This is a genomic window from Pseudarthrobacter sp. NPDC058196 (assembly GCF_042882685.1).
GTDB lineage: Bacteria > Actinomycetota > Actinomycetes > Actinomycetales > Micrococcaceae > Arthrobacter.
Window position 1 is genome coordinate 535,610 of the sequence record NZ_JBHVVN010000001.1, and the last position, 24,034, is coordinate 559,643.

A 24,034-nucleotide genomic window follows, 5' to 3' on the forward strand; every position below is an offset into this window, starting at 1 on the left:
ATGCTGAATCTCGCAATCGATCACGTCGAGTCGGGCCGGTGGACGAGTCCATACCGGCTCGTCATGGTCGACGAGATGCAGGACACCAGCGCCGCACGCGCGGTGTTGGTTCGGGCGCTGATGAAGACTCCTGGAAACTACCTGTACGCGGTCGGCGACGACTGGCAGTCCATCAACAGGTTCGCGGGCTCAGACCTCAGTGTGATGACCCGCTTCGATAAATGGTTCGGGACAGCGTCCACCATCTGGCTGGACCGCACCTTCCGGTCTCCGCAGTCCCTGTGCGATGTCGCCGGTGGGTTCGTGATGAAAAACCCCAATCAAATCTCCAAGAACGTCCGATCTTCAGCGCCGGAGGCTGACGAGACCGTATGCGCTGTCAGTGTACGGGAGCGCAGCCACTACGGATCGGCCGTTCGGCAGTACCTGGCAACCCTTGACTCAGAGCTCACTGGGCCAGCCACTGTGCTGCTGCTCGGCCGGTACTCCCGGTCCAAGGACGATGTCACCTCGGCGCTGGAAGCCAGATACGTCAACCTGACCATCGAGTTCAACACCGTGCACGCCTCGAAAGGAAAGGAGGCAGACTACGTCGTTGTGCTCGGCCTTGAGAGGAACGGATTCCCCAGCATTGTCGAGGATGATGCTCTCCTGCAACTGGCCATGGCCGCCCCCGACTCCTACCCGCACGCAGAAGAACGACGCCTGTTCTACGTCGCACTGACCCGTGCCAAGCGTTCAGCGCTCTTGGTGACGCGCGCCGGTAGGGAATCAGTGTTCCTCCTCGAGCTGGTCGGAGATCGTGTCGTCAAAATCCGATCGGCGACAGGAGACGATGTCACCCCCGTGGTCTGCCCGAAATGCAAGAAACACACGATGAGAGAACGCAAAGGGCCCTACGGCCGGTTCTTTGGCTGCACAGGCTATCCGACTTGCAAAGGAACGATGAAACTCGCGGATGCTTAGCGCGTCGCTTAATACCGAGGCTGCCGTGTCCGCGAAGCTCCGCGGGTGTGCTCGGAGTTCTGCAGAACCTCCAGGCGCATTTCCCACGCCAGGTCAACTGCAACGGCAGTATGGCGATGTGGGGGAGCAGCGCGTGCCGTTCGCCGAGGCCCTGTCGTCGAGTTCTGGCAGACCGAGCCAGCTCCGGTCCCGCCAGCCAGACACAACAGTCCGTAAAAAGAAGCCGAATCCTCAGCCGGGCAGACGAGCTCAATGCTCGTGTCGCCAAGATCCTCCTCGAGTACGGCTAAACATCAAAGTCGAGCCTATGGGATTCAACTGGGAGCAGGTCCTAGGGACCACTGGCGAGTGCCTATCCGACGCCTATGACGAACATGCGGCCGAAGCGCTGTGCCAGGGCAACCCGCGATCAGCGCCGCCGGGATCGCTCGCTGACTTCGGCGGTGAAAAGATAAGCCTGCCATTTGAGGAGAACTCGACTCGACTGCCGGGTCGAGTAACTGCTGACTGACCTCAGGCCGCCGCGCGGGCGTCGTTGTCGAGCTGCGCATGATTGCCCTCCACGACTACGACTGGTTTGTCCACCGCCTGCGTGAAAAGCCCGAGCAGCTGTATAACCTGAACGTCAGTCACTGGAGGGGCTTCGGCCACTGTCCGTTTGCACCATTCAGCGAATGACTCGCCAGTGCTCGCAACGTGAACGTCGCGCAGCAATTCGGCCCTATCAGTCGCTTTCGTGCTCATGTTATGAATCGTATTCGATAGATGAGTCGATAGGCAAACGACTGGTAATCAGTCGGAAAGTGTCAGCGCCAATCCATCACCACCCTGTCAGGATCCACGCCTCGAGTGCCCCTCTTCGCGGCCCGCATGATCTTTGGTGTAGCCACCGCACGGATCACGTGGCGGCACCAGTCCAAGTCGCCGGCCTCCTCCCGCTCCGACCAGATCTCACGGACGCGACCCGAGCGGGCCAACTCCAGCACTACGGGATCGACGTCAGCCAGGAGCATCAGTTTGGCCTCGGCCGCGTCGATCTTCGGCTGCACGATGTCCTCTTGCCGAGTGAGGTAGCTAAGGTCCCGGCGGCGCTCGGCCTCAGCATGTACCTGCTCGAGCCATCGTTTGTGGTCCGCGATCTCGTCCAGCAATGACTTGCGCTCAGAATCAACGTCCCGATCCTGCTGCCCAATGCGAGCCATAAAGTCAGACCTCTCGATCCACGCAAGTACAAGCTCAATCACGATGGCGTCTAGGTGTGTCTCCTTCATCGCGACATGAAAACCGGTCCTGCCGGGCACGCCGACACAGATATAGGTGCTGTAGTGCTTTCGGGGGAGAAGATTGCCGTCTTCGTCTAACTGCTGCCTGCCCTGGTTCTGCTTGCCGATCCTAGTGCCTGCTCCGCACACGCCGCACACTGCTATGCCCGAGAGCAAGTGTTTCGCGGGCCAAACGTTTGTCTGTTTACGCCACTCCGGGTTCATGATCACCTGCAGCTTCCGCCAGGCAGTCGGGTCGATGAGTGGCGGCCAGATTGCATTACCAAGGATCTCGCCCTGGTGCTGCCGCAATCCGGCGTAGGCTGGCATCCCGAGCATCTGCTTAATCGCGACTGCCGACCATCCCAGATTCTGGCGCTGTTGTCTGTACGCCTTCCGACGCGGCGGGATGGAGCGCCGGTTGAAGTCCTTGGCGATCATGTAGAACGTCTCACCGGCCAGCACCCGCCGCGCGGCCTCCTTGACAATCGGTGCCTGCTCGGGATGAGGGATGACCTCGATCAGTTGTCGTGTTTCCTGGTCATAGATCCGCTGGTATCCGTAGATCTGCTTGCCGTGTGGGCGACCCTTCTCGGCGTTGGCTCTGACGTCGCGGAGCAGTCGTTCGGACGACTTGTCACTCTCGTACTCAGCGTCGGAGGCGTCCTCGCGCAAGCTTCGGCGGTCGCGGGCATTGTTCGGGTCATAGACGCGGCCGTGGGTGAGGACCCAAATTTTGACGTTCCGCTCCATGCACAGATCGATGAGTTCCAGCCACTCGCTCGTGCGTCTGGATCCTCTGGAAGATTCCCAGATACCCAGCAGGTCGGCCCGGAAAGTCCCCGCTTTGAGGTCGGCCATGAGATCGAGGAAGCCCTCACGGTTCTTTCGGGCGTAACGGCTAGCGCTACGATTTTCATCCCGATATGGCCCCGAGTGCAGCCGCCAGCCGCGTGCTCGGCATTCGCGCTCCATCTCGTCATGCTGTTGATCTGGGCTCTTGCCAGTGCCCAAACGGTCTTGGGATACGCGCAGGTACTCCCTGACAGTGACGTTTGCGAGGTCAATCATGCACCCATCTTCCCATTCATCTTTGTCCCACAAAACCATGCGAGAGGTCTATAGCATCAGACCTCTCGGTCCCGGGCAGATGAGACTCTTGGCCTTCGATTTAGGCAACGATCGCCCGCCTCAAGTTTCGTCAGTCACCTAAGAAACAGCCTCTGACATGGGAAAACGTGAATAGAGGGGCACACACCTCCTATTTCATCATTCACCGGGGCAAACTGCAGCCTGGTCCTGGGGGCTCTGTTGGTGCTGTGCCGGCGGTTCCGGTTGCCCCGTGCGCCCGCCGCAGCAGTCGCCCTTGCCGGGCTGGCACTGTTCGTGATCCTTGTAGGTCCGGACGCCAGCGTCCTGCGCGCGGCATTGATGGGTGCCATCGGGGTTGCATCCCTCGCCGGGGGACGTTCAGGACGAGGGCTGAGCTTCCTCTGCATGGCCGTCATCGGTCTCCTGCTGTCCGATCCCGCACTTGGAACCAGCTTCGGCTTCCTCTTATCGGTGCTGGCCACGCTGGGCATCATCCTCCTGGGCCGGCCGATCATCGACTGGATTCCCGTGCTGGTGCCGAGGTGGCTGGCCGCCACGGTAGCGGTTCCACTGTCCGCCCAGCTGTTGTGCGGCCCGGTCATCGTCCTGTTGCAGCCCCAATTCGCCACATATGCCCTGCTGGCCAATGTGCTGGCCTCGCCCCTTGTTGCCCCGGTAACGCTGCTGGGGACCGCCGCAGTGCCCCTGGTGGCCCTGATGCCCTGGGCCGCCACGGTCCTGATTGCCGTGGCGGGGGCCTTCAGTTCAGGGGTTGCCGCCACGGCGAGGTTCGCGGCGCAGCTGCCCGGATCCGCCTTGCCGTGGCCGGAAGGAGTACCGGGCCTGCTCTCCATGCTGCTGCTGTCAGTCCTCACGTTCGCCCTGGTCTGGGCTGCCGCCCGGCCGCGCCATCTCATTCGCCGAATCCAGGAGGCACACACGGGGACTGAATCGGTGATCGAACTGCTCGAAACCCGGATTCATCGGGGCCGCAATGCGGGCAGCTTGGAGCGCGGGCGCGGACATGGCGGCCCCGACTCGCGCACTAAAACCTCGGGAAGCGATTCATGATGTGGGCTGCGTAAAAGCGCGTCAAGAGATACGGCGTTGTTCTGAAAGGTGCGGATGCCGAGGATATCCACAAGGTACGGGAATCCCGCGAAACAAGATTCAGGCTGTGGCACCATGAGAATGCAACTTCAATCAGGGGGAATTTGTTGTGACTGAACCGCATTATCCGCAGACCGGGCCAGCCGGCCCAATCAATAAGGCGCCTGACGGGCGGCCAGTTGCCAGCGCAGGGAACGCTGGCCTTCCAAGACCTGGGACGGGCGCTGCACCGGCGTCCACACTGCTGAAGTCTTTCGACTACAAAACTTTGATTCCCGGGGCCTTGGGCGGGGCCATTTCCTATATAACGGTTCTGATCACCGCAGTCCTTTTCCTGATTTTGGCCCTGATCGGTATCAGCGCCAGTAACGGTGGGAACACCGAATTACCGTCAAATTCCATGCTTCCCAGTGGTGGCACAATGCCTTCGCCGTGGTCCCTGATGGGCCAACTGGCTGTCCAAGTGGTCGTCATGAGCCAGCTTGGCGCTCTCGGTTCAAGCATCGACGCGACCATCCCGTTCATGGGGAACGTGCACGGATCAGCTTCCTTCTTCGCTGTCCCCTTGCTGCTGACGGCCGTGTCGATTGCGGTGCTGTTTCTGGGTGGACGGTTCGCCGCGAAACGGTCCGCGGCCCATTCGAGAGCCGGAGCCTGGATCCAGGCGGCAGTTACGGGCCTGGTCTTCACTCTCCTGGTCAATGTGAGCGGGGCACTCTTCGCCATATCCTTTCCGGTAGCAGGAGTGAAGGTCAGCCCGATCGGGGCAGTGACATTTGGTTCGGTCCTGTTTGCGTTGGTCATCGGAGTGCTCGCAACCTTTGCGGGGCGGGCATCTGTCCGGCCCCGTACCGCTACAGGCGTTGGGGAACGCGCAGCATTCCGCCGGGCTTTTGAAGCCGTTGCCGTGCATTACGGCGTGTTTTTGGCCATTGCCATCCCCGTTGTCGTGGTTATCCTCGGCGTCAAGTCCGGCTGGCAGGCCACGCTCTCAGCTCCGCTGTGGGCACCGACGGTTGGCTTCTCTATGTTTGGCCTGGGTCATCTCAGTGCTGTCAGCCGCACCTGGAATTTCAGCTCCTCAGTGGCTTCATCGTCGAATACTTCAGGTTCAGACATTAGCTTCGGCTTTGGAAGTGCCTTGGCCCAGTACGGCATCCCGGGCTGGGCTGGCTGGCTGCTGCTGCTCTTGGCCCTGATTTCAATCCTGGTAACTTCCGTGTTTTGGTACCTGCGCCGCGGACCGCTGGTGGGCAACAAGATCGCGGACTGGGCGATGCTGCCCGCCGCATTCCTCGTTGCCGGAACGCTGATGACGTGGTTCAGCAGTGTTATGGGAACGTTCGACGCAGGTTCGCTCGCCTCGGGCGCCGGCAGCATGGCGCCGGCGTGGTGGACCCCGTTCTTCTTGCTGCTCTGGGGCGGTGCAACGGAGGCGTCAGCGCGCTATGCAGCACCACAGCTGAGCAGGTACGTCCCGTTGGCTGTCGCCTGCAGGATCGCTCCCGCTCAGCCGGCTGCGACTGCGCAGAGCGCAACTGCCCCGGCCGCTGGTTCAAGCGGGTATGCAACGGCTGGCGACCAGCCTGCGCTGGCGCCGCGGGAGCCGATGTCCGTCCGCACGAAACGCAAGGTTGGACTCATTCTGGGATCAGTCGGTCTTGTGGTGGTCCTGGGCGTCGGCGCAATAGTTACCGTTAACGTGATCAAGGGCAACAACGGGCCCGATGTGGCTGTGAACAGCTACCTCCAGGCACTTCAGAACGGCGAGGCTTCCAAAGCGATGGCACTGGCCGATCCCGGTCTGGCCAACGATCAAAGGATCCTGCTTTCGGACCAGATCTACGCCAAGGCCGGCAAGCGGATTGATGGCTTCGAAATTACTTCCACGAAGATCTCCGAGGACAACGCCACAGTTGTTGCCGACGTGCGCCAGGACGGACGCAGGCAACAGACTGCCTTCAAACTCCGCAAGGCGAACCCTGAGCTCTTGGACGACCACTGGAAATTGGAGTCGTCCCCGCTCCGGAGCCTGACCATCACCTCGGACACCCCCGTCAGTTCAGTGCTGGTCAACGGGCAGGAGCTGAACGTTGGTCTGGCTGGAGGTAGTTCCGCCTCTTCAAGTGTGACTTTGCCTGCTTTACCTGGGGAGTACACGGTGGAATTGCCGTCGTCGGAGAGATATCTGAAGGCACAAAAATCGACTGCGCTGGTCGACATCGGGGGCGCTCAGGCGCCGCCTACCGCCAGCCTCAAGGTGGACGCCTCTGACGCCCTGAAGTCTGAAGCGATGGCACAGATCGACGCCTATCTTGCCGAGTGTGTGAAGTCCACCGAGGCCCAGCCGGCCAATTGCCCGCTCGACAACTACAGTTCCTCGCGCTATTCACGGAACTTCCACTGGACACTCACGTCGAAACCCACGTTCAGTATCAGCAAGGATCCCTATGGGCCTTCCCCTTGGCGTATTCGTACACAGACTCCGGGGAAAGCGACTGTCAGCTACGAACGGGACAATTCATACGGTTTCGGAACAGCTGAATGGAAGCCGGCGACGGATACAACCTCAGTTTCGATGAGTGCCAATGTCTCCCTTGAGGACGGCAAGGTAAAGCTCACTTACAGCAGTTATTAGAGGGAAGCGTGTGCGCGGCCGTGCCGTCGGCAGCGGTGTAGGCCAGTCGCATCGGAGGCCTTTCCCGGGTTACCAGGACGGGCCTCCGGTAGGGGCATCGGCCATATCTTCAGCAGCTTGGAGCGCAGGCGCGGACATGGCAGGCTGGGATACTGCACTAAACCTCCGGAAGGGACCTTCGATGGCCGCTGCGCAAAAACGCGACACCCGCTCTCAGGCGTCGAACGCTGCCTCCTGGCGGGACGTCACCCCGGCGCAGATCGTCCTGGTCACCGGGCCGGAGGAATACCTTGGCATCCGTGCCATGGACAGGGTCCGGTCGCAAGTCCGGGCGGCGGCGCCGGACGTCGAACTCAGCCGCATCAACGCCGCCGCTTATGAGCCGGGGGCCCTGACCATGCAGGTCAGTCCCTCGCTGTTCGGCGAGAGCAAACTCATTGAAGTCGAGTCTGTGGAAGCCATGAACGAAGCCTTCCTGGCCGACGCGCTGGACTATCTGCAGCATCCCGAGCCGGATGCCGTCGTCGTGCTGCGACATGCCGGCGGCGCCCGCGGAAAAAAGCTGCTCGACGCCGTCAAGAAGGGGGGCTGGCCCGTCGTTGACTGCCAGCCCATGAAGAAGGACGCTGACAAAATCTCTTTCGTCACGGCGGAATTCAAGGCAGCGGGCCGCCGGATCAACCAGGACGCCGTTCAGGCCCTGGTGAACGCAGTGGGTGCAGACCTGTCCGAACTCGCTGCCGCCTGCAGCCAACTCATCGCTGACGCCACCACTACCGTCACGTCAGAGACTGTGGACCGGTATTACGGAGGGCGCATCGAAGCCACCGCCTTCAAGGTGGCCGACGCCGCCATGGCGGGAAACGCGCCTCTGGCGCTGTCCACGCTGCGCCACGCCCTCGCCACGGGCGCGGATCCGGTACCCCTGGTGGCCGCCCTCGCCGCAAAACTGCGGACGGTGGCGCGGGTGGCCGGCGCGTCAGGATCATCCGCGCAGATTGCTGCGGAACTCGGAATGCAGCCCTGGCTGGTTGAACAGGCCCAGCGGGACGTCCGCCGCTGGACCCCCGAAGGCCTGGTGCGTTCCATCCAGGCCACGGCAGAGGCCGATGCCCAGGTCAAGGGCCTGTCACGGGACCCTGTCTACGCTGTGGAACATGCCGTGACCGTAATCGCCATGTCGGTCCAAGGCAGGTAGCGCCGGCATATCCAACTGCCGGCGACGCACCTGGACATCCCACTCCCGGCGGGCAGGGCAGGCTGCCTGCCACTATGCCCGCTGCCTGGCAGGCCGCCGCTTAAACGCGTGTGGCCGGCACCTTGCGGTACCGGCCACACCATCAGTTCGCGGGAACTGGAAACCTTAGAGTGCGTTGACCTTCTTGGAGATCGCCGACTTGCGGTTCGCTGCGTTGTTCTTGTGCAGAACACCCTTGCTGACAGCCTTGTCCAACTTACGGCTGGCAGAAACGAGCGCAGTAGTAGCAGCTTCCTTGTCAGCGGAATCAACGGCGGTGTTGACGGCGCGGATGGCCGTCTTCAGCTCAGACTTGACTGCGTTGTTGCGCAGGCGTGCCTTCTCGTTGGTCAGGATGCGCTTCTTCTGGGACTTGATATTCGCCACGTGTGAACTCTCTTTGTAATGCGGAAATGGTCTAGAGGGCTTTCCAGCTGGCCTTGACTGAGCGGCGTGGGGATACCTATGGCGGCCAACCATCAGTGACCGTCGACCTGCACGGACACACAGCAATAAAGAATAGCAGGTCAGGGCCGGGACTGGCCATTTCCGGCGCCTATGTCCAGCCGTGCCGCCGGCGCAGCCCGGATGCGACTTTCTCGAAACGCATTTTGTCCAGGACGGCGCCCTCACGCCGAACGCTGTCCGGCCTGATCTGCAGGACCCGGTCCAGGCGGACCTCGCTGGCCCTGCCCTGTTTGTCCCATGCGCCGGATCCAAGGTCCACGTAAAGGTCGGAGGCCGTGCCTGGCGCCACCCTGTCCCTGCTTGTCATCATCAGGCCCAGTAGATATGGCCCGTGCCGTCCCACCAGCAGCACGGGCCGGTCCTTGCCCTTGCTGTGGTCCTCCTCGTAGGGGACCCAGGTCCACACCACCTCACCGGGGTCCGGGTCGCCGTCGGGCCGGGGTGCGTACCGCACGGCGGACCTGCCGGTGAAGTCACCTGGATAGGCGGACACGGGGGGAGCCTCGGTGGGGGGTCGTAACTGCAGCATGCGCAGGCCGCGGCGGACGGCGTTAGCCAGGGAGCGGAGGTCGATAGCCATCCTGAAACCCTATAGCCATGCGCGGCCGGCGGAATGGGCCCGCTGTGGCGCGGCAGGATGCGGTGCCGCGGCCCGGGACGTGGGACACTGGGTGTTCAAGATGTGCGGCCACACCGCCCGGCACCTTTGGGGTTGCCTGCCGGTTGGCTGCGAACAATGCCAACAGTAAGGACCCTGCGTGTCTCCCATGGCCCGCACCGCACCGGTGCCCGCCGCGACAGATCCGGCAATTATTCGGAACTTTTGCATCATCGCGCACATTGACCACGGCAAGTCCACGCTGGCTGACCGGATGCTGCAGTCCACCGGGGTTGTCCAGGCGCGCGACATGAAGGCCCAGTACCTGGACCGGATGGACATCGAGCGTGAGCGCGGCATCACGATCAAGTCCCAGGCCGTGCGGATGCCATGGGAAGTGGACGGGGTCAGCTACGCGCTGAACATGATCGATACGCCGGGCCACGTGGACTTCACCTACGAGGTCTCCAGGTCCCTGGCGGCCTGCGAGGGTGCGATCCTCCTGGTGGACGCAGCCCAGGGTATCGAGGCGCAGACACTGGCAAACCTGTACCTGGCCATGGAGAACAACCTCACCATCATCCCGGTGCTGAACAAGATCGACCTTCCGGCAGCGCAGCCGGAGAAATACGCAGCCGAACTGGCCAACCTCATCGGTGGCGACCCGGAGGACGTCCTGCGCGTATCCGGCAAGACCGGCGCAGGTGTCGAGGCCCTCCTGGACAAGATCGTCCGCGACCTGCCCGCCCCGAAGGGCGACCCGGATGCGCCGGCCCGTGCCATGATCTTCGACTCCGTCTATGACACCTACCGCGGCGTGGTCACCTACGTCCGCGTCGTGGACGGCATGCTGCACCCCCGTGAGCGCATCCAGATGATGTCCACCAGGGCATCGCACGAGCTGCTGGAAATCGGGGTCAGCTCCCCGGAACCCACGCCGTCAAAGGGCCTCGGCGTCGGTGAAGTGGGTTACCTCATCACCGGCGTTAAGGATGTGCGCCAGTCCAAGGTGGGCGACACCGTCACCAACCTGGCCAAGCCGGCGGCCACGTCCCTGCCCGGCTACGCTGACGCCAAGCCCATGGTGTTCTCCGGCCTGTATCCGCTGGACGGGGCCGACTACCCGGTACTCCGTGACGCCCTCGAAAAGCTCATGCTCAACGACGCCGCCCTGGTGTATGAACCGGAAACCTCAGCCGCCCTGGGCTTCGGTTTCCGCGTGGGTTTCCTGGGTCTCCTCCACCTTGAGATCACCCGTGAGCGCCTGGAACGCGAATACAACCTGGCGCTCATCTCCACCGCACCGAACGTTGAGTACGAGGTCACGCTGGAGGACAAGAAGGTGGTCCAGGTGACCAACCCCAGCGAGTATCCCACCGGCAAGGTCGCCGAGGTGCGCGAACCCATGGTGTCCGCCACCATCCTGGCGCCCAACGAATTCGTCGGCGCCATCATGGAACTCTGCCAGGCCCGCCGCGGCGTCCTGGGCGGCATGGACTACCTGTCCGAGGACCGGGTGGAGATCCGCTACCGCCTCCCGCTGGCCGAGATCGTGTTCGACTTCTTCGACATCCTGAAGTCCAAGACCCGCGGCTACGGGTCCCTGGACTGGAAGGCTGACGGTGACCAGGCAGCCGACCTGGTAAAAGTCGACATCATGCTCCAGGGCGAGCAGGTGGACGCGTTCAGTGCCATCACGCACAAGGACAAGGCCTACGCCTACGGCGTGATGATGACCGGCAAGCTGCGCGAACTCATCCCGCGGCAGCAGTTCGAGGTGCCCATCCAGGCGGCCATCGGTTCCAGGATTATCGCCCGTGAAAGCATCCGCGCCATCCGCAAGGACGTGCTGGCAAAGTGCTACGGCGGCGACATCTCCCGCAAGCGCAAGCTGCTGGAGAAGCAAAAAGAGGGCAAGAAGCGCATGAAGATGGTGGGCACGGTGGAAGTTCCGCAGGAAGCGTTCATCGCGGCCCTCACCACGGACGATTCAAAGGACAAGGCCAAGAAGAAGTGACCACCGCGCAGCGGGGGACCCGCTGATGCCCAGCGTCCTTCCCCTTGGCGACCCGGCGCCGTCGGACGGCCTGCTGCCTGCGCAGGCAGCGGACGGTGCGGCGGCACGGGCCTTCGGCTTGTATGTCCACATCCCGTTCTGTGCCGTGCGCTGCGGGTACTGCGACTTCAACACGTATACGGCCACGGAACTCGGCGGCGGCGCCTCCCAGGATGCCTACGCGGGAACGGCGGTCGCCGAAGTGGCGCTGGCCGCGCAGGCACTGAAGGGTTCCGGCGTCCCGGCACGCAAGCTCAGCACCGTTTTCTTCGGCGGCGGCACGCCTACGCTCCTGCCGGCCGACGACCTCGCCATGATCCTTCGTGCCGCCATCGACCAGTGGGGAATCGAGGAGGGCGCGGAGGTCACCACCGAGGCCAATCCCGATTCTGTCACGCCCGAATCCCTGGCCATCCTCAAGGAAGCCGGCTTCACCCGGGTGTCGTTCGGCATGCAATCCGCCGTCCCGCACGTATTGAAGGTCCTGGACCGCACCCACACCCCGAGCCGGGTTCCGCAAGTGGTCCAGTGGGCGCGGGAGGCGGGACTTGCCGTCAGCCTGGACCTGATCTACGGCACACCCGGGGAATCCCTTGCCGACTGGCGGTATTCCCTCGAAACAGCATTGTCCTACGAGCCCGACCACATCAGCGCCTATGCGCTGATCGTCGAGGACGGCACCAAGCTCGCCGCACAGATGCGGCGCGGCGAGGTCCCGGGAATCGACGACGACGACCACGCCGACAAGTACGAGCTCGCCGACGAGCTCATCACCGAAGCCGGGCTGGGCTGGTACGAGGTCAGCAACTGGGCACGGACACCGGAGCAGGCCTGCCGGCACAACCTGGCCTACTGGCGGGGCGACGACTGGTGGGGGATAGGGCCGGGCGCACACTCGCATGTGGGCGGGGTGCGCTGGTGGAACGTCAAGCACCCCGTGGCCTATGCCAACCGGCTCTCGCAGGGCCTTTCGCCGGCTGCGGGCCGGGAAACCCTGGATTCGGACACCAGGAGGCTGGAGCGGGTGATGCTGGAGGCGCGGCTGCAGTCAGGGCTCGATGTCTCGACGCTCAGCACTTTGGGCCGCCATGAAGTGGCGGGCTTGATCGCGGACGGCCTGGTGGAACCGGCCGCGGCGTTCCACGGACGGCTGGTCCTCACCCTGAAGGGCCGGCTCCTGGCGGACGCCGTGGTCCGCAGGATCCTTCCCGACTAGCGCTACTTAAGCCAACGCAGGTTGTACGGGTAGCGGTGCGGCTGGCCCCGGTTGACGTGGATCCCTGCGGCCACCGAGAAGCAGGTCAGCGCAACCCAGATCAGCGTGGCGATGACAGCGAAGATGTTGCCCACATAGGGAATGAACACCAGGATGTTGGCCAGGACCGCGGCGATGGTGGGCGGCAGGCTGAAGTTCAGCGCTTCCTTCGATTCCTGCGCGGTGAATGGTCCCCGGTCCCTGAAGATCAGGTAGATCAGCAGGGAAGGAACGCACCCCAGGATCCCGCCGAAGTGGGCCAGCGTGGCCCATTGGCGGTCTTCGCTGGCCGTGAGCGGGAGCGCATTGGCGGGGACGCCATGGTACTCGGAACGGCCTTGGCCATCCCTGTGATCACGTGCGTTTTCTGCCACAGTCTGTTTTCCTTCTGGGGTGCAAGTGGTGCTGATGACTAATGAGGGGTCGGTGCAACGCTGCCAAAAACAAGGCATCGCAGTATCCAGAATACTGGGTCGCGGGGCAGGAGCAGCCCTCAGGGCACGGTGAGGAAATCGATCACTTCCTCAACCCGTCCCAGCAGCGATGCTTCCAGGTCGGCGTACGAGCGCACGGCACCGAGGAGTTTTTGCCACCCCAGGCCAATATCTTCCTTCGTGGAGTGCGGCCAGCCGAAGGCTTTCAAGATGCCGGTCTTCCAGTCCTGCCCGCGGGGAATCGTCGGCCACTGCTGGATGCCCAGGACAGATGGGCGGATAGCCTGCCACACGTCCACGTAGGGGTGGCCGACAATAAGGACATTTCCGGCGGCGCCTGGGGACGCCATCACGGCGTCGGCAATCCGCGATTCCTTGGAATCGGGCACCAGGTGGTCCACGAGCACCCCAAGCCGCCGCCCAGGTCCCGGCCTGAAGGCCGCCACGGCCGCCGTGAGGTCGTCGATGCCGTGCAGGGGTTCGACGACGATGCCTTCCAGCCGAAGGTCATCTCCCCACACCTTCTCCACAAGCTCGGCGTCATGCTTGCCTTCCACCCAGATCCGGCTGGCCTTTGCCACCTGGGCGCGCTGCCCGGCAACCCGCACCGACCCGGAAGCGGTCCGCCCTGCGGCGGGACCGGCAACAGCGCGGGCGGGCGCAGGCGGCATCAGGCGGATCGGCTGGCCCTCCAGGAGGAACCCGAAACCAAGCCGGAAGGAACGCGACTTTCCGCGCCGGTCCTCCAAGGCCACCACATGCATTCCGCCCGACTTCTCCACCCGCGTGACAGCTCCAACCCATCCGGACTGGACATCCTCGAGCACCATGCCGCGCTCCACGGGAACCTCCGGCAGCTCGGTCCGGGGAGGGGCGGAAATCCCGCGGGGGCCCCAATTCTGGTAATCCATGGATTCGATCCGCCTCGCACTAGGTCCTCACCCCCCGAGTTTCGCCCGGAGCGGTACCAATGCTAACAACGGGGCGAGGCATAATAGACTGTTAGCACTAAGGCATGTCGAGTGCTAACCCCTGGGCGGCACCGGACGGGGCACGAGCCCGGACCTGGATGGAGGTGGAGAGTGAGCGAGCCACGCAAACTGGAAGTGCTGCGGGCAATCGTGGAGGACTACGTCCACTCCCGCGAGCCCGTCGGCTCAAAGGCGCTGGTGGAGCGTCATCATCTCGGCGTTTCCAGCGCCACCATCCGCAATGACATGGCGGCACTGGAAGATGAGGGCCTGATCACCGCCCCGCACACCAGCGCAGGGCGTATTCCCACGGACAAGGGCTACCGCCTGTTTGTGGACCAAATCTCGGCGGTGAAGCCCCTGTCGGCAGCAGAGCGGCGTGCCATCCAGTCACTCCTGGAAGGCGCGGACGACCTCGACGACGTCCTGGACCGCACGGTCCGCCTCCTGTCCCAGCTGACCAACCAAGTGGCAGTGGTCCAGTACCCGCACCTGAGCAGGGCCCTGGTCCGCCACATCGAATTCGTGCTGCTGGCCCCGCGTAAAGTACTGGTGGTGCTGATTGCCAACAGCGGCAAAGTTGAGCAGCGCGTGATCGACGTCGGCCAGGACCTCGGCGACGAGGCGCTGGCGGAGTTGCGGACCCGGTTCCTCGGCGCCTTGGGCGGAACGTCACTGAGCCGCCTCGCCCAGGCCCTGCCCGCCGTCGTCGCCGCCACGCCGCACCCTCACCGCCAGGCCGCGCACGCACTGGCGCTTGGGCTGGAGGTCCTGGCCCAGAGCAGCCGGGAAGACCGGATGGTCATGGCCGGAACGGCCAACCTGGCCCGATCCAACGTAGACTTCCCCCTCAGCATCGGCCCGGTTCTCGAAGCCCTCGAGGAGCAGGTGGTGATGCTGCGGCTGCTGAGCGAAATGGCCCAGGACCACCGCGGCGTGGCCGTCAGCATTGGACGGGAGAACCCCTACGATGGCCTCGCTGAGGCGTCCGTGGTGGCCACAGGCTACGGCCCTGACAGCGCCGCCAAGGTAGGGATCCTTGGCCCCACACGGATGGACTACCCCACCACCATGGCCGCCGTCAGGGCCGTAGCCCGCTACCTTTCCAGGATTTTGGGGCCCTGATCCTCCGTTGCCGGAGCACCTCCGGCTGGCGGACCGGACACCGGGGCCAACTGCACGCAGTACAACAAGGAAGAGATACGAACTTTGAGCAGCCACTATGACGTCCTTGGAGTCTCCCCCGAAGCTACGGGCGAAGAGATCAAAAAGGCCTACCGCAAACTGGCCCGCACCCTCCACCCGGACGTAAACCCCGGAGCGGACGCGTCCGAACGCTTCAAGGCAGTCACTCACGCCTACGAGGTCCTCTCCGACCCGCAGAAGCGCCGCATCTATGACACCACCGGCAATGAGAACGGAACGGACAACGGCTTCGGCGGCGCCGGCTACGCGGGCCAGGGGTTCGCGTTCCAGGACATCTTCGACACCTTCTTCGGCGCCGGCGGCACGTCCGGTCCGGCGTCCCGGGTGCGCAGGGGCCAGGACGCGCTCATCAGCGTCAGGATCGACCTTCGCGACGCCGTCTTTGGCGTCAACAAAAAGCTCGAAGTGGACACCGCCGTCGTCTGCCCCACCTGCGACGGATCATGCTGCCGCCCCGGCACGCACCCCGAGCGCTGCGATATCTGCGGCGGCAGCGGCCAGGTCCAGCGGGCCGTCCGCTCCATCCTTGGCCAGGTCATGACGGCGGCGCCCTGCGGCACCTGCGAAGGCTTCGGCACGGTCATCAAGGATCCCTGCAACGAATGCAGCGGCCAGGGCCGCATCCGGAGCCGCCGGTCGCTGACCATCAAGGTCCCCGCCGGTGTTGCCACCGGAACCCGCATCCAGCTCTCCGGCCAGGGCGAAGCCGGCCCGGCCGGTGGCCCGGCGGGCGACCTCTATGTGGAGATCCGGGTCAACAACGACGCCACCTACGTGCGCGAAGGCGATGACCTGCACGCCACTTTGCACATCCCCATGACCGCGGCCGCCCTCGGCACGGACGTCAGCCTGGAAACTTTCGACGGCAGCCAGGAGATTGACGTCAAGCCCGGTACACAGTCCGGCGAGATTATTACCCTCCGCGGGCTGGGGGTCACCCACCTGAGGGGCTACGGTCGCGGTGACCTGAAAGTCCACCTCCAGGTCGACACTCCCGCCAAACTCGACGCAGCGCAAGAGGACCTGCTGCGCCAGCTTGCCAAGCTTCGCGGAGAACAGATCACCGAGGGTAAGCTCGCTGCCAGCGGCGGCATGTTCGCCAAGCTCCGGGACCGGCTCGGTAACCTGTAGCGGTGAGCAACCCCGTATTCTTCACCAGCCCCGGCTCGCTGGACGGCCTGGCTCCCGGTCAGGTCTTCGTCCTGGAGGGACCTGAAGCCCGGCATGCAGTCACTGTGAAGCGCTTGTCGCCGGGGGAGGCCGTGGACATAGTGGACGGCGCCGGCGCCCGCATGACCGGCAAGGTGGCGTCAGCATCGTCATCCGCACTGGAAGTGGAGTGCGGTTCCGTGGCGGCCGAAGACAGGCCAGAGGTCCGGCTGGTGCTGGCACAAGCACTGGCCAAGGGCGACCGGGACGAACTGGCCATTGAGACAGCAACGGAACTGGGCATCGATGCCGTCATACCCTGGCAGTCCGAACGGTCCATCGTCCGCTGGAAAGGGGACCGGGCCGCCCGGGCCCACGCCAAATGGCAGTCGGCCGTTGCCGCTGCCGCCAAGCAGGCCCGCCGCGCCTGGATTCCAGAGGTCCGGGACGCCGTCGAAACTTCCGGGCTCTGCAACGCCGTGGCGGCCGCGGACTTGGCCGTCATCCTGCACGAAGACGCTGTCCGTCCCCTGCGCACTGTCCTTGAAGGATGGCAGGGGAATACCGGTATCGGGCCCCGCGAGGTCCTGCTGATCGTTGGGCCCGAAGGCGGCATCAGTCCCCGCGAGGTGACGAGACTCTGTGACAACGGCGCCGTGACGGCCCTGTTGGGGCACCACGTCCTGCGGTCCTCCACTGCCGGCCCGGCCGCCGTCGTGCTGGCCAGCGACATCCTGGGGCGCTGGGCTAGCGCACCTTAAAGGACCGCGTGTCCTCGTTCCGGTCCGGCTCTCCACCGGATCCGGCCTGCGCCACGTGGAGTTCATAGTCACCGGCAGGCAGGCTAAGGGCCAGCGTGAAGGCCCCCGCCTGGCCCTGTTCAGCGGCCGTCGTCGTTTCGCCGGTCAGGAAAGGTGTCTTGCCCCCGCCGTTGTCCGCAACCTGCAGGATTTGCCAGTGGAGCTTGGCTCCCGGCGACGTGCTGCGGCCGGAGATCTTCACGCTGCCGGCCGGGACCTCGGTATTCTCCTGCGGATCGATGATCCAGACAGGCGCCACCAGGCCTGCGGCGCGCGTCATCAGGGCGCCCAACTGGACCTTCCCGAACGCGACGTAGTCCGTGTGCCCGTCCACGAGGATCCTGACCCGGACCTGCTGGCTGGTGTCGACCAGCCCCGAACTCGCGGCCGCCGCGGTGGCCGTATAGATCAGTTGCTGGATAGCGCGGGCAGCCATGTCGGTGTCCAGGTTGCTGTTGAACGCGTCCGCCGACACGTCCACGGTGATCACGTCTTTGCCTGAAATCGAGGTGGCCAGCTTGTCCGGGTTCTGCCATGGCGTGAAGAAATCGGGGTCGAGCGGCTTCTCCGACATCATGGCGCGCAAGGCCCGCGTTACCGGGTTGTCCTGCTCTGGGACGTCGCGGAATTCGCGGTACAGGAAGATGTTGCCGCCGCTGCGGCCGATCCAGTACACGGGCGCCTTGTTGGACGACTGGGTGGTCTCCAGCGGGGCGCTCGTGGACGGTGCGTCCGGCATGCTCCCGCCGGTCGCCGGAACCGAAGCAAGGGTGCCGGTGGGCGATGGACCGCCTTCTGCGGTGCAGCCCGCCAGAATGGGAACCAGCACCAGGACTCCTGCCAGGACAGCCGGGCGCAAGCGGCCCTTCGTTTGGCCTGTCCTTTTGGGCACAGAGGTATCCGGCACTGTCTTGCCCTTGTCCTTTCGTGGCGTGGCGGGCCGATCCCCTGGCGGCCTGGAGTTCCAGCAGTTGCTGGATTTCCAGCATTACACAGCGGTACGGCCGCGCAGCGGTTCTGTGGCCGTACCGCCCCAACTGCAACGGGAACGATATGAGGCCGATATGAAGTTGATACCAAACCGCCGTGCCCGCGGGGATATGCAGCGAACCGCCGTACCCGTCGCCGCCCCCTGCTGGCGTAAGATGAAAGGATCGCTGGGCGAGGAGCACCGTGCAACGGGCACCCCCTCCGGCACGGAAAATTGGATTGAAGAACTTCGAGGGGACCACAGGCCTGCGGGCCAGCACCATGACTGAATCAGCAAATGGTAAGCGCCGGCTCAACACAGGCGACGGCAGCCCGGGGGAGTTTCCCCACTCACTGCCGGGCACCAGGACCGAAGTCGTCCTGTTCGAGAACTCGGACCAGATGGTTCAATCACTTGGCAGCCACGATGAAGCGCTGCGGTTCATCGAAGTCCAATTCCCGGACGTCAATTTCCACGTGCGCGGCAACGAGCTCTCCATCAGCGGGCCGGCCAGCGACGTCCCCCGGATCATGCGGCTCCTCCAGGAGGTCCGTGGCCTTGTGGCCCGCGGCACGGTGATCACCCCCGCCGTGCTGCAGCAACTGGTGGCGCTCCTGCGCACCCAGTCACTGCAGAACCCGGTGGACGTCCTCACCCATGACATCCTCTCCAGCCGCGGCAGGACCATCCGCCCCAAAACGCTGAACCAGAAGAACTACGTCGACGCCATCGACGCCAACACGGTGATCTTCGGGATCGGACCGGCAGGTACCGGCAAGACGTACCTGGCCATGGCCAAAGCTGTCCAGGCCCTGCAGCAGAAGGAAGTCAGCCGCATCATCCTGACCCGCCCTGCGGTAGAGGCAGGGGAGCGCCTTGGGTTCCTGCCCGGAACGCTGAGCGACAAGATCGATCCGTATCTTCGGCCGCTTTACGATGCCCTGCACGACATGATGGATCCCGAGTCCATCCCTCGGCTGATGGCCGCCGGGACCATCGAGGTGGCACCCCTGGCCTACATGCGCGGCCGGACACTCAACGACGCCTTCATCATCCTTGACGAGGCCCAGAACACCACCCCGGAACAGATGAAGATGTTCCTCACCCGCCTTGGGTTCGGCTCCAAGATGGTGGTGACGGGAGACGTCACCCAGGTGGACCTGCCGTTTGGTACGCGTTCCGGGCTGCGGATCGTGGAGGAAATCCTGCAGGGCATCGAGGATGTGAACTTCTCGGTCCTGGACGCCGCGGACGTCGTCCGGCACCGGCTGGTGGGGGACATCGTCAACGCTTACAGCGTTTGGGACGAAGCCCAGCGGAACCGCGTCAAACACTCAGTCAACAGGGAAAAGCGGGGGGAACACGCATGAGCATCGAGGTGAACAACGAGTCCGGCGTCCACGTCGAAGAAGCCGAACTCATAGCGTTGTCGCGGTACGTCTTTGAACAGCTCTACATCCATCCCCAGGCAGAGCTGTCCATCCTCCTGGTGGATGAACCGGCCATGGAAAAGCTGCACATTGAACTGATGGACGAGCCCGGCGCCACGGATGTGCTCTCCGTCCCCATGGACGAACTTACGCCCGGCACCCCGGGGCGGCCCACGCCCCAGGGCATGCTGGGCGATATCGCGATCTGCCCGCAGGTTGCGAAGGTCCAGGCCAAGAACGCCGGCCACTCGCTCCAGGACGAAATGCTGCTCCTGACCACGCACGGAATCCTCCACCTGTTGGGCTACGACCATGCGGAACCGGAGGAGAAGGCGGAGATGTTCGGCCTGCAGCGCGAACTCCTGACCGGATTCACCGGCAAAGAAGCACCCGCCGAGACGACCCAGTGACGCAACTGCTCCTGGTCGCGGTGGCACTGGTATTCCTTGCCGTCGCGGCCTTGCTGACAGCGGCCGAGGCCGCCTTCAGTTTCCTTCCCCGGCACGATGCGGAAGCGGCACTGCACAAGAGCCGCGGAACAGCCATGCGGCGTATCCTCGCGGAGCCGGTGGCACACACCCGGGCACTCCGGTTTTGGCGTGTCTGGTTCGAGATGGCCTCGGCCGTGGCCGTGGCCGTCCTGGTGGCCAGCCTCCTGGACAACGTCTGGCTGGCAGGCCTGGTGGCCACCGGCATCATGGCCGTTCTCGGGTTCGTGATCGTAGGGGTCTCACCCCGACAGCTCGGTAGGCTGCATTCAACAACCGTGGTGCGGTTCACTGCCCCCATGGTCCGGTTCCTCACCAGTGTGCTGGGCCCCATTCCCGGTTGGCTCGTGGCCTTGGGCAGTTCTGCGGCCCCGGGAGCCCCGGGAGGGGACGACGCCTTCTTCAGTGAACAGGAATTCCGTGAGCTGTTGGACCGGGCCAGTGAATCCGACATGATCGAGGACACCGAGGCGGAGATGATCCAGTCGGTCTTTGACTTCGGCGACACCCTGGTCAGGGCCGTGATGGTGCCGCGGACCGATATCGTCAGCATCGACGCCGGCTCCAGCCTCCACCAGGCGATGTCACTGTTCCTCCGATCGGGATATTCACGCATCCCGGTGATCAGCGAGAACACCGACCACATCCTGGGCATCATCTACCTCAAGGATGTTGCAGCTGTCATCCACCAGCTGGAAGCCGGTGAGGAGCCACCCGTGGTCGAGGCGTTGGCCCGGGAAGTGCGCTACGTGCCGGAGTCCAAACCCGTCAGTGACCTCCTGCGCGAGCTTCAGAAGGAATCCACCCACGTGGCGATCGTTATTGACGAGTACGGCGGTACCGCCGGGCTGGTCACGCTGGAGGACCTGATCGAGGAAATCGTGGGCGAGATCGTGGACGAATACGACACCGAGAGCGCCGAGGCCGTGGCTCTGGGTGATGGCTCCTACCGGGTCAGCGCCAGGATGGGCATCGACGATCTCGGCGAACTTTTCGACCTGGAGCTCGACGACGACGAGGTGGACACCGTCGGTGGCTTGCTGGCCAAGGCCCTCGGACGGGTCCCGATCGTCGGCAGCAGCGTGGAAGTCCAGGGAGTGTCCCTGCGCGCTGAGCGGCTGGAAGGCCGGCGCAACAGGGTCAGCCACATCATTGCGGCGGCCGTACCAAGAGTAGAAACTGACTTTGAAGGCCTCCTGGAAGAGGCCGAATCAACCCAGCAGGGAGTTCCACGTGAGCAAGAAAAATAAGGATGCGGCGCCGGACGATTTCGGCGGCTTCCGCGCAGGGTTTTCGGTCCTCGTCGGCAGGCCGAATGCCGGCAAGTCCACGCTGACCAACGCGCTGGTGGGCAAGAAGGTGGCTATCACGTCAGCCAAACCGCAGACCACGAGGCATACCATCCGGGGCATCGTGCACCGTGAGGACGCCCAGTTGATCCTTGTCGACACCCCTGGGCTGCACCGGCCACGCACCCTGCTGGGCAAGCGCCTCAACGACCTCGTCGCCGACACCCTGTCCGAAGTCGACGCCATCGGATTCTGCCTGCCGGCCAACGAGAAGATCGGCCCTGGTGATAAGTTCATCGCCACACAACTTGCCGCCGTCGGGCGTAAACCTGTCATCGCCATCGTCACCAAAGCTGACCTGGTGGACAAGCAGGCACTGACCGAGCAACTCCTGGCCGTTGCGGCCCTTGGCCGCGAGGTGATGGGGGAGGACGGCTGGAAGGACATCGTCCCCGTCTCAGCCGCCGATGGTTTCCAGGTGGACACCGTGGCCGACGTGCTGATCAGCCACATGCCGCCGTCGCCTCCGCTGTACCCGGACGGCGAGCTCACGGACGAACCCGAGGCCGTCATGGTGGCCGAACTGATCCGGGAGGCGGCGCTGGAAGGCGTCCGGGACGAGCTTCCGCACTCCCTGGCTGTCGTAGTCGAAGAGATCGTTCCCCGGGAAGACCGTCCCGATGACAACCCGCTGCTGGATGTCCGGGTCAACCTTTACGTGGAACGGCCCTCGCAGAAGGCCATCATCATCGGCAAGGGCGGCAGCCGACTGCGTGAAGTGGGCACCAATGCGCGCAAGGGCATCGAAGCGCTACTGGGGACGCGCATCTACCTGGACCTCCACGTCAAGGTAGCCAAGGACTGGCAGCGCGACCCGAAGCAGCTGGTCAAACTGGGTTTCTGACCCGCCAACAGGGCGCCCAATGGAGCGGTCCCGCCACATGTCCAGCCTGGACCACTAAAATGGACCGGATTTTGTATTAAGAGGAAGGTTCACCACGTGGGTCGAGGCCGCGACAAACGCGACAACGAGGCTGACCTCTCAGCCGGACCGGGACCGGTATCCCGGCACGCGGATGGCGGTGCCGCAGGGGCGGCCCGCCACCTTGGGCCGCTCCGCACCATGCCCCTGTGGCTGAAGATCCTCACCGGCGTGGTGGCGATAGTCCTGGTAGGCGGGATCGCTTTTGCCGGCTTCTGGTTTTTCCGGCTTCAGGGCAACATTTCGAAGGCGCCGTTGAACGCCGGTGGCGGCAGCACCGAATCGCCCGCCAACGATGCCACGGGCCGGATGCAGATCCTGATCCTCGGTTCGGACACCCGTGACGGCAAGAACTCCCAGTACGGGACCGCCGACGATTCCACCGGCTACGGCAAGTCGGACGTGATGATGCTGATGGACATCTCCGAGGACAACAAGCGCGTCAACGTCATCAGCTTCCCGCGCGACCTCCTGGTGGATATCCCGCAGTGCACCGACCAGAAGACCAACAAGGTCTATCCTGCCCGCAGCGGCGTGATGATCAATGAGGCCATGGGCGAGGCCGGCATCGGTTGTGCCGTGGATACCGTCAACAAGCTCACCGGCATGCAGGTGGACCACTTCATGATGGCCGACTTCAACGCCGTCAAGGAACTCTCCAACGCCGTCGGCGGTGTGGATGTATGCATCAGCGACGCCGTCTTCGACCCCGACTCGGGGCTTCGCCTCCCCGCGGGGACGTCGTCCGTCCAGGGTGAAATGGCCCTTTCCTACCTCCGTACCCGCCACGCGTTCGCCGACGGCGGGGATCTGGGCCGGATCAAGGCCCAGCAGGGATTCCTGTCCTCGCTGACCCGCAAGATCAAGGACGAGGGGACGCTGTCCGACCCAGCCAAGATGCTCAAGATCGCCGACGTCGTCACCCAGAACCTGACCGTGGACAACGGGCTTGCCTCCGTTCCGGCCCTCCTCACCATCGGCAACCGGCTGAAGAACATCGACATCAGCAAGGTTGCGTTCGTCGCCGTGCCCACCACGCCTGCACCCACCGACCCCAACCGCCTGGTGATCGCCGAACCTGCGGGCGCCCAGCTTTTCTCCGCCCTCCGGAAGAACGTTGACCTGACCGACCCGACGGCCCCCACCACCACCGCGCCGACACCTGGCGAGTCCGCGTCGCCGTCGCCCTCGCCGACCCAGACGGCGGTGCCGGTACCGCCCTACAACAAGGCGGTCCAGCCCGTCACCGTGGCCAATGGCAGTGGCGTACCCGGACGGGCGCAGGAGCTTGTCCAGGCCCTGGTGAACGGCGGCTTCGCCGCAACGTCACAGTTCCAGGCCCAGCCGGTGGCAAAGACGGCCGTGTACTATGGCCCCGATTTCGCGGATGTGGCCACCGACGTCGCCACCCTGCTGGGAATTCCCGCCGAACAGATGATTCCGCTGCCGGCCATCCAAGGCGTGCAGGTGTATGTGGGCAGCGACTTCACCACCGGCACGGCCTTCGGTTCCGGCGCGCCAGCCTTGCCGTCCGACATTGTCAACCAGACCGCAGGGGACAAGGTCTGCCAGCAGGCAAACCCTGCGCTGATCGTCCGGCAGTAGCAGGGAGCACCTTGCCCGGGGGTGTCCA

At 64.1% G+C, this 24,034-nt stretch carries 21 protein-coding genes; 14 read left to right on the forward strand and 7 right to left on the reverse strand.

Translation table 11 applies throughout. From position 1 onward, the window contains the following. On the forward strand, positions 1-966 hold the full coding sequence (locus ACFVVC_RS02500; protein ID WP_387448723.1) for a 3'-5' exonuclease: 966 nt from the start codon (positions 1-3) through the stop codon (positions 964-966). A 513-nt stretch (positions 967-1,479) separates the two neighbouring features. Here ACFVVC_RS02500 and ACFVVC_RS02505 read toward each other — a convergent pair. Continuing rightward, on the reverse strand, positions 1,480-1,710 hold the full coding sequence (locus tag ACFVVC_RS02505) for a hypothetical protein (RefSeq protein WP_387448726.1): 231 nt from the start codon (positions 1,708-1,710) through the stop codon (positions 1,480-1,482). A 62-nt stretch (positions 1,711-1,772) separates the two neighbouring features. Further along, positions 1,773-3,299 carry a recombinase family protein gene (locus ACFVVC_RS02510; RefSeq protein WP_387448728.1) on the reverse strand — a complete coding sequence of 509 codons (1,527 nt, stop codon included), beginning with the start codon at positions 3,297-3,299 and terminating at the stop codon, positions 1,773-1,775. Between the two features lie 264 nt (positions 3,300-3,563). Here ACFVVC_RS02510 and ACFVVC_RS02515 point away from each other — a divergent pair, with 264 nt between their 5' ends. The 3 genes from ACFVVC_RS02515 (at position 3,564) to holA (ending at position 8,266) form a co-directional block, all read left to right on the forward strand. After that, positions 3,564-4,391 carry a ComEC/Rec2 family competence protein gene (locus tag ACFVVC_RS02515; protein WP_387448730.1) on the forward strand — a complete coding sequence of 276 codons (828 nt, stop codon included), beginning with the start codon at positions 3,564-3,566 and terminating at the stop codon, positions 4,389-4,391. A gap of 322 nt (positions 4,392-4,713) precedes the next feature. Beyond that, positions 4,714-7,068, forward strand: a complete 2,355-nt coding sequence (locus ACFVVC_RS02520) for a hypothetical protein (RefSeq protein WP_387448733.1) — start codon at positions 4,714-4,716, stop codon at positions 7,066-7,068. A 181-nt stretch (positions 7,069-7,249) separates the two neighbouring features. Further along, the gene (gene holA / locus ACFVVC_RS02525) at positions 7,250-8,266 is read left to right on the forward strand and encodes a DNA polymerase III subunit delta (RefSeq protein ID WP_387448736.1); all 1,017 of its coding nucleotides are present in this window, start codon (positions 7,250-7,252) and stop codon (positions 8,264-8,266) included. A 165-nt stretch (positions 8,267-8,431) separates the two neighbouring features. Here the strand turns inward: holA and rpsT are convergent, their stop codons facing one another. Beyond that, entirely contained in the window at positions 8,432-8,692 is a 261-nt protein-coding gene (gene rpsT / locus ACFVVC_RS02530; protein WP_285242965.1) for a 30S ribosomal protein S20, read from the reverse strand. A gap of 169 nt (positions 8,693-8,861) precedes the next feature. Further along, on the reverse strand, positions 8,862-9,353 hold the full coding sequence (locus tag ACFVVC_RS02535; protein WP_387448740.1) for a type II toxin-antitoxin system PemK/MazF family toxin: 492 nt from the start codon (positions 9,351-9,353) through the stop codon (positions 8,862-8,864). A gap of 178 nt (positions 9,354-9,531) precedes the next feature. On the opposite strand from ACFVVC_RS02535, the gene lepA reads away from it, so the two are divergent. Together lepA and hemW are read left to right on the forward strand one after the other, a co-directional pair. Then, complete coding sequence (gene lepA, locus ACFVVC_RS02540; protein ID WP_387448744.1) at positions 9,532-11,388, forward strand: translation elongation factor 4; 1,857 nt, start codon at positions 9,532-9,534, stop codon at positions 11,386-11,388. Positions 11,389-11,413: 25 nt separating this feature from the next. After that, entirely contained in the window at positions 11,414-12,643 is a 1,230-nt protein-coding gene (hemW, locus tag ACFVVC_RS02545; protein WP_387448747.1) for a radical SAM family heme chaperone HemW, read from the forward strand. 2 nt (positions 12,644-12,645) lie between these two features. Here the strand turns inward: hemW and ACFVVC_RS02550 are convergent, their stop codons facing one another. Both ACFVVC_RS02550 and ACFVVC_RS02555 read right to left on the reverse strand, forming a co-directional pair. Continuing rightward, positions 12,646-13,056: a DUF4870 domain-containing protein gene (locus ACFVVC_RS02550; protein WP_387448749.1), complete on the reverse strand. Its 411-nt coding sequence runs from the start codon at positions 13,054-13,056 to the stop codon at positions 12,646-12,648. 119 nt (positions 13,057-13,175) lie between these two features. Beyond that, a complete protein-coding gene (locus tag ACFVVC_RS02555) occupies positions 13,176-14,027 on the reverse strand; it encodes a DUF3097 domain-containing protein (protein ID WP_387448752.1) in 852 nt (283 codons plus the stop codon). A 171-nt stretch (positions 14,028-14,198) separates the two neighbouring features. Between ACFVVC_RS02555 and hrcA the strand changes: the two genes are divergently transcribed. The 3 genes from hrcA to ACFVVC_RS02570 all read left to right on the forward strand — a co-directional run bounded on the left by hrcA (position 14,199) and on the right by ACFVVC_RS02570 (position 17,203). Beyond that, entirely contained in the window at positions 14,199-15,212 is a 1,014-nt protein-coding gene (gene hrcA, locus ACFVVC_RS02560; RefSeq protein ID WP_387448755.1) for a heat-inducible transcriptional repressor HrcA, read from the forward strand. A gap of 84 nt (positions 15,213-15,296) precedes the next feature. After that, positions 15,297-16,424 carry a molecular chaperone DnaJ gene (gene dnaJ, locus ACFVVC_RS02565; RefSeq protein WP_387448757.1) on the forward strand — a complete coding sequence of 376 codons (1,128 nt, stop codon included), beginning with the start codon at positions 15,297-15,299 and terminating at the stop codon, positions 16,422-16,424. Between the two features lie 2 nt (positions 16,425-16,426). Next, the gene (locus ACFVVC_RS02570) at positions 16,427-17,203 is read left to right on the forward strand and encodes a 16S rRNA (uracil(1498)-N(3))-methyltransferase (protein ID WP_387448760.1); all 777 of its coding nucleotides are present in this window, start codon (positions 16,427-16,429) and stop codon (positions 17,201-17,203) included. Here ACFVVC_RS02570 and ACFVVC_RS02575 read toward each other — a convergent pair. Beyond that, complete coding sequence (locus ACFVVC_RS02575) at positions 17,190-18,074, reverse strand: GerMN domain-containing protein (RefSeq protein WP_387448886.1); 885 nt, start codon at positions 18,072-18,074, stop codon at positions 17,190-17,192. The genes ACFVVC_RS02570 and ACFVVC_RS02575 overlap by 14 nt on opposite strands. 419 nt (positions 18,075-18,493) lie before the next feature. Between ACFVVC_RS02575 and ACFVVC_RS02580 the strand changes: the two genes are divergently transcribed. The 5 genes from ACFVVC_RS02580 to ACFVVC_RS02600 all read left to right on the forward strand — a co-directional run bounded on the left by ACFVVC_RS02580 (position 18,494) and on the right by ACFVVC_RS02600 (position 24,006). Continuing rightward, complete coding sequence (locus tag ACFVVC_RS02580) at positions 18,494-19,582, forward strand: PhoH family protein (protein WP_026264475.1); 1,089 nt, start codon at positions 18,494-18,496, stop codon at positions 19,580-19,582. Beyond that, positions 19,579-20,052, forward strand: coding sequence for an rRNA maturation RNase YbeY (gene ybeY, locus ACFVVC_RS02585; protein ID WP_387448764.1), 474 nt, complete (start codon positions 19,579-19,581; stop codon positions 20,050-20,052). Before ACFVVC_RS02580 ends, ybeY begins: the two co-directional genes overlap by 4 nt. Next, positions 20,049-21,380, forward strand: coding sequence for a hemolysin family protein (locus tag ACFVVC_RS02590; RefSeq protein ID WP_387448767.1), 1,332 nt, complete (start codon positions 20,049-20,051; stop codon positions 21,378-21,380). Before ybeY ends, ACFVVC_RS02590 begins: the two co-directional genes overlap by 4 nt. Beyond that, positions 21,364-22,323, forward strand: coding sequence for a GTPase Era (era, locus tag ACFVVC_RS02595; RefSeq protein ID WP_387448770.1), 960 nt, complete (start codon positions 21,364-21,366; stop codon positions 22,321-22,323). Before ACFVVC_RS02590 ends, era begins: the two co-directional genes overlap by 17 nt. Before the next feature lie 96 nt (positions 22,324-22,419). Then, positions 22,420-24,006: an LCP family protein gene (locus tag ACFVVC_RS02600; RefSeq protein WP_387448773.1), complete on the forward strand. Its 1,587-nt coding sequence runs from the start codon at positions 22,420-22,422 to the stop codon at positions 24,004-24,006. Positions 24,007-24,034 lie beyond the last annotated feature (28 nt).

What these genes read in the sequence shown, in the direction of transcription:
- ACFVVC_RS02500 (WP_387448723.1), top strand. Translation starts at nt 1, where the DNA reads ATGCTGAATCTCGCAATCGATCACGTCGAGTCGGGCCGGTGGACGAGT.
- ACFVVC_RS02505 (WP_387448726.1), bottom strand. Translation starts at nt 1,710, where the DNA reads ATGAGCACGAAAGCGACTGATAGGGCCGAATTGCTGCGCGACGTTCAC.
- ACFVVC_RS02510 (WP_387448728.1), bottom strand. Translation starts at nt 3,299, where the DNA reads ATGATTGACCTCGCAAACGTCACTGTCAGGGAGTACCTGCGCGTATCC.
- holA (WP_387448736.1), top strand. Translation starts at nt 7,250, where the DNA reads ATGGCCGCTGCGCAAAAACGCGACACCCGCTCTCAGGCGTCGAACGCT.
- ACFVVC_RS02535 (WP_387448740.1), bottom strand. Translation starts at nt 9,353, where the DNA reads ATGGCTATCGACCTCCGCTCCCTGGCTAACGCCGTCCGCCGCGGCCTG.
- hemW (WP_387448747.1), top strand. Translation starts at nt 11,414, where the DNA reads ATGCCCAGCGTCCTTCCCCTTGGCGACCCGGCGCCGTCGGACGGCCTG.
- ACFVVC_RS02555 (WP_387448752.1), bottom strand. Translation starts at nt 14,027, where the DNA reads ATGGATTACCAGAATTGGGGCCCCCGCGGGATTTCCGCCCCTCCCCGG.
- ACFVVC_RS02580 (WP_026264475.1), top strand. Translation starts at nt 18,494, where the DNA reads ATGACTGAATCAGCAAATGGTAAGCGCCGGCTCAACACAGGCGACGGC.
- ybeY (WP_387448764.1), top strand. Translation starts at nt 19,579, where the DNA reads ATGAGCATCGAGGTGAACAACGAGTCCGGCGTCCACGTCGAAGAAGCC.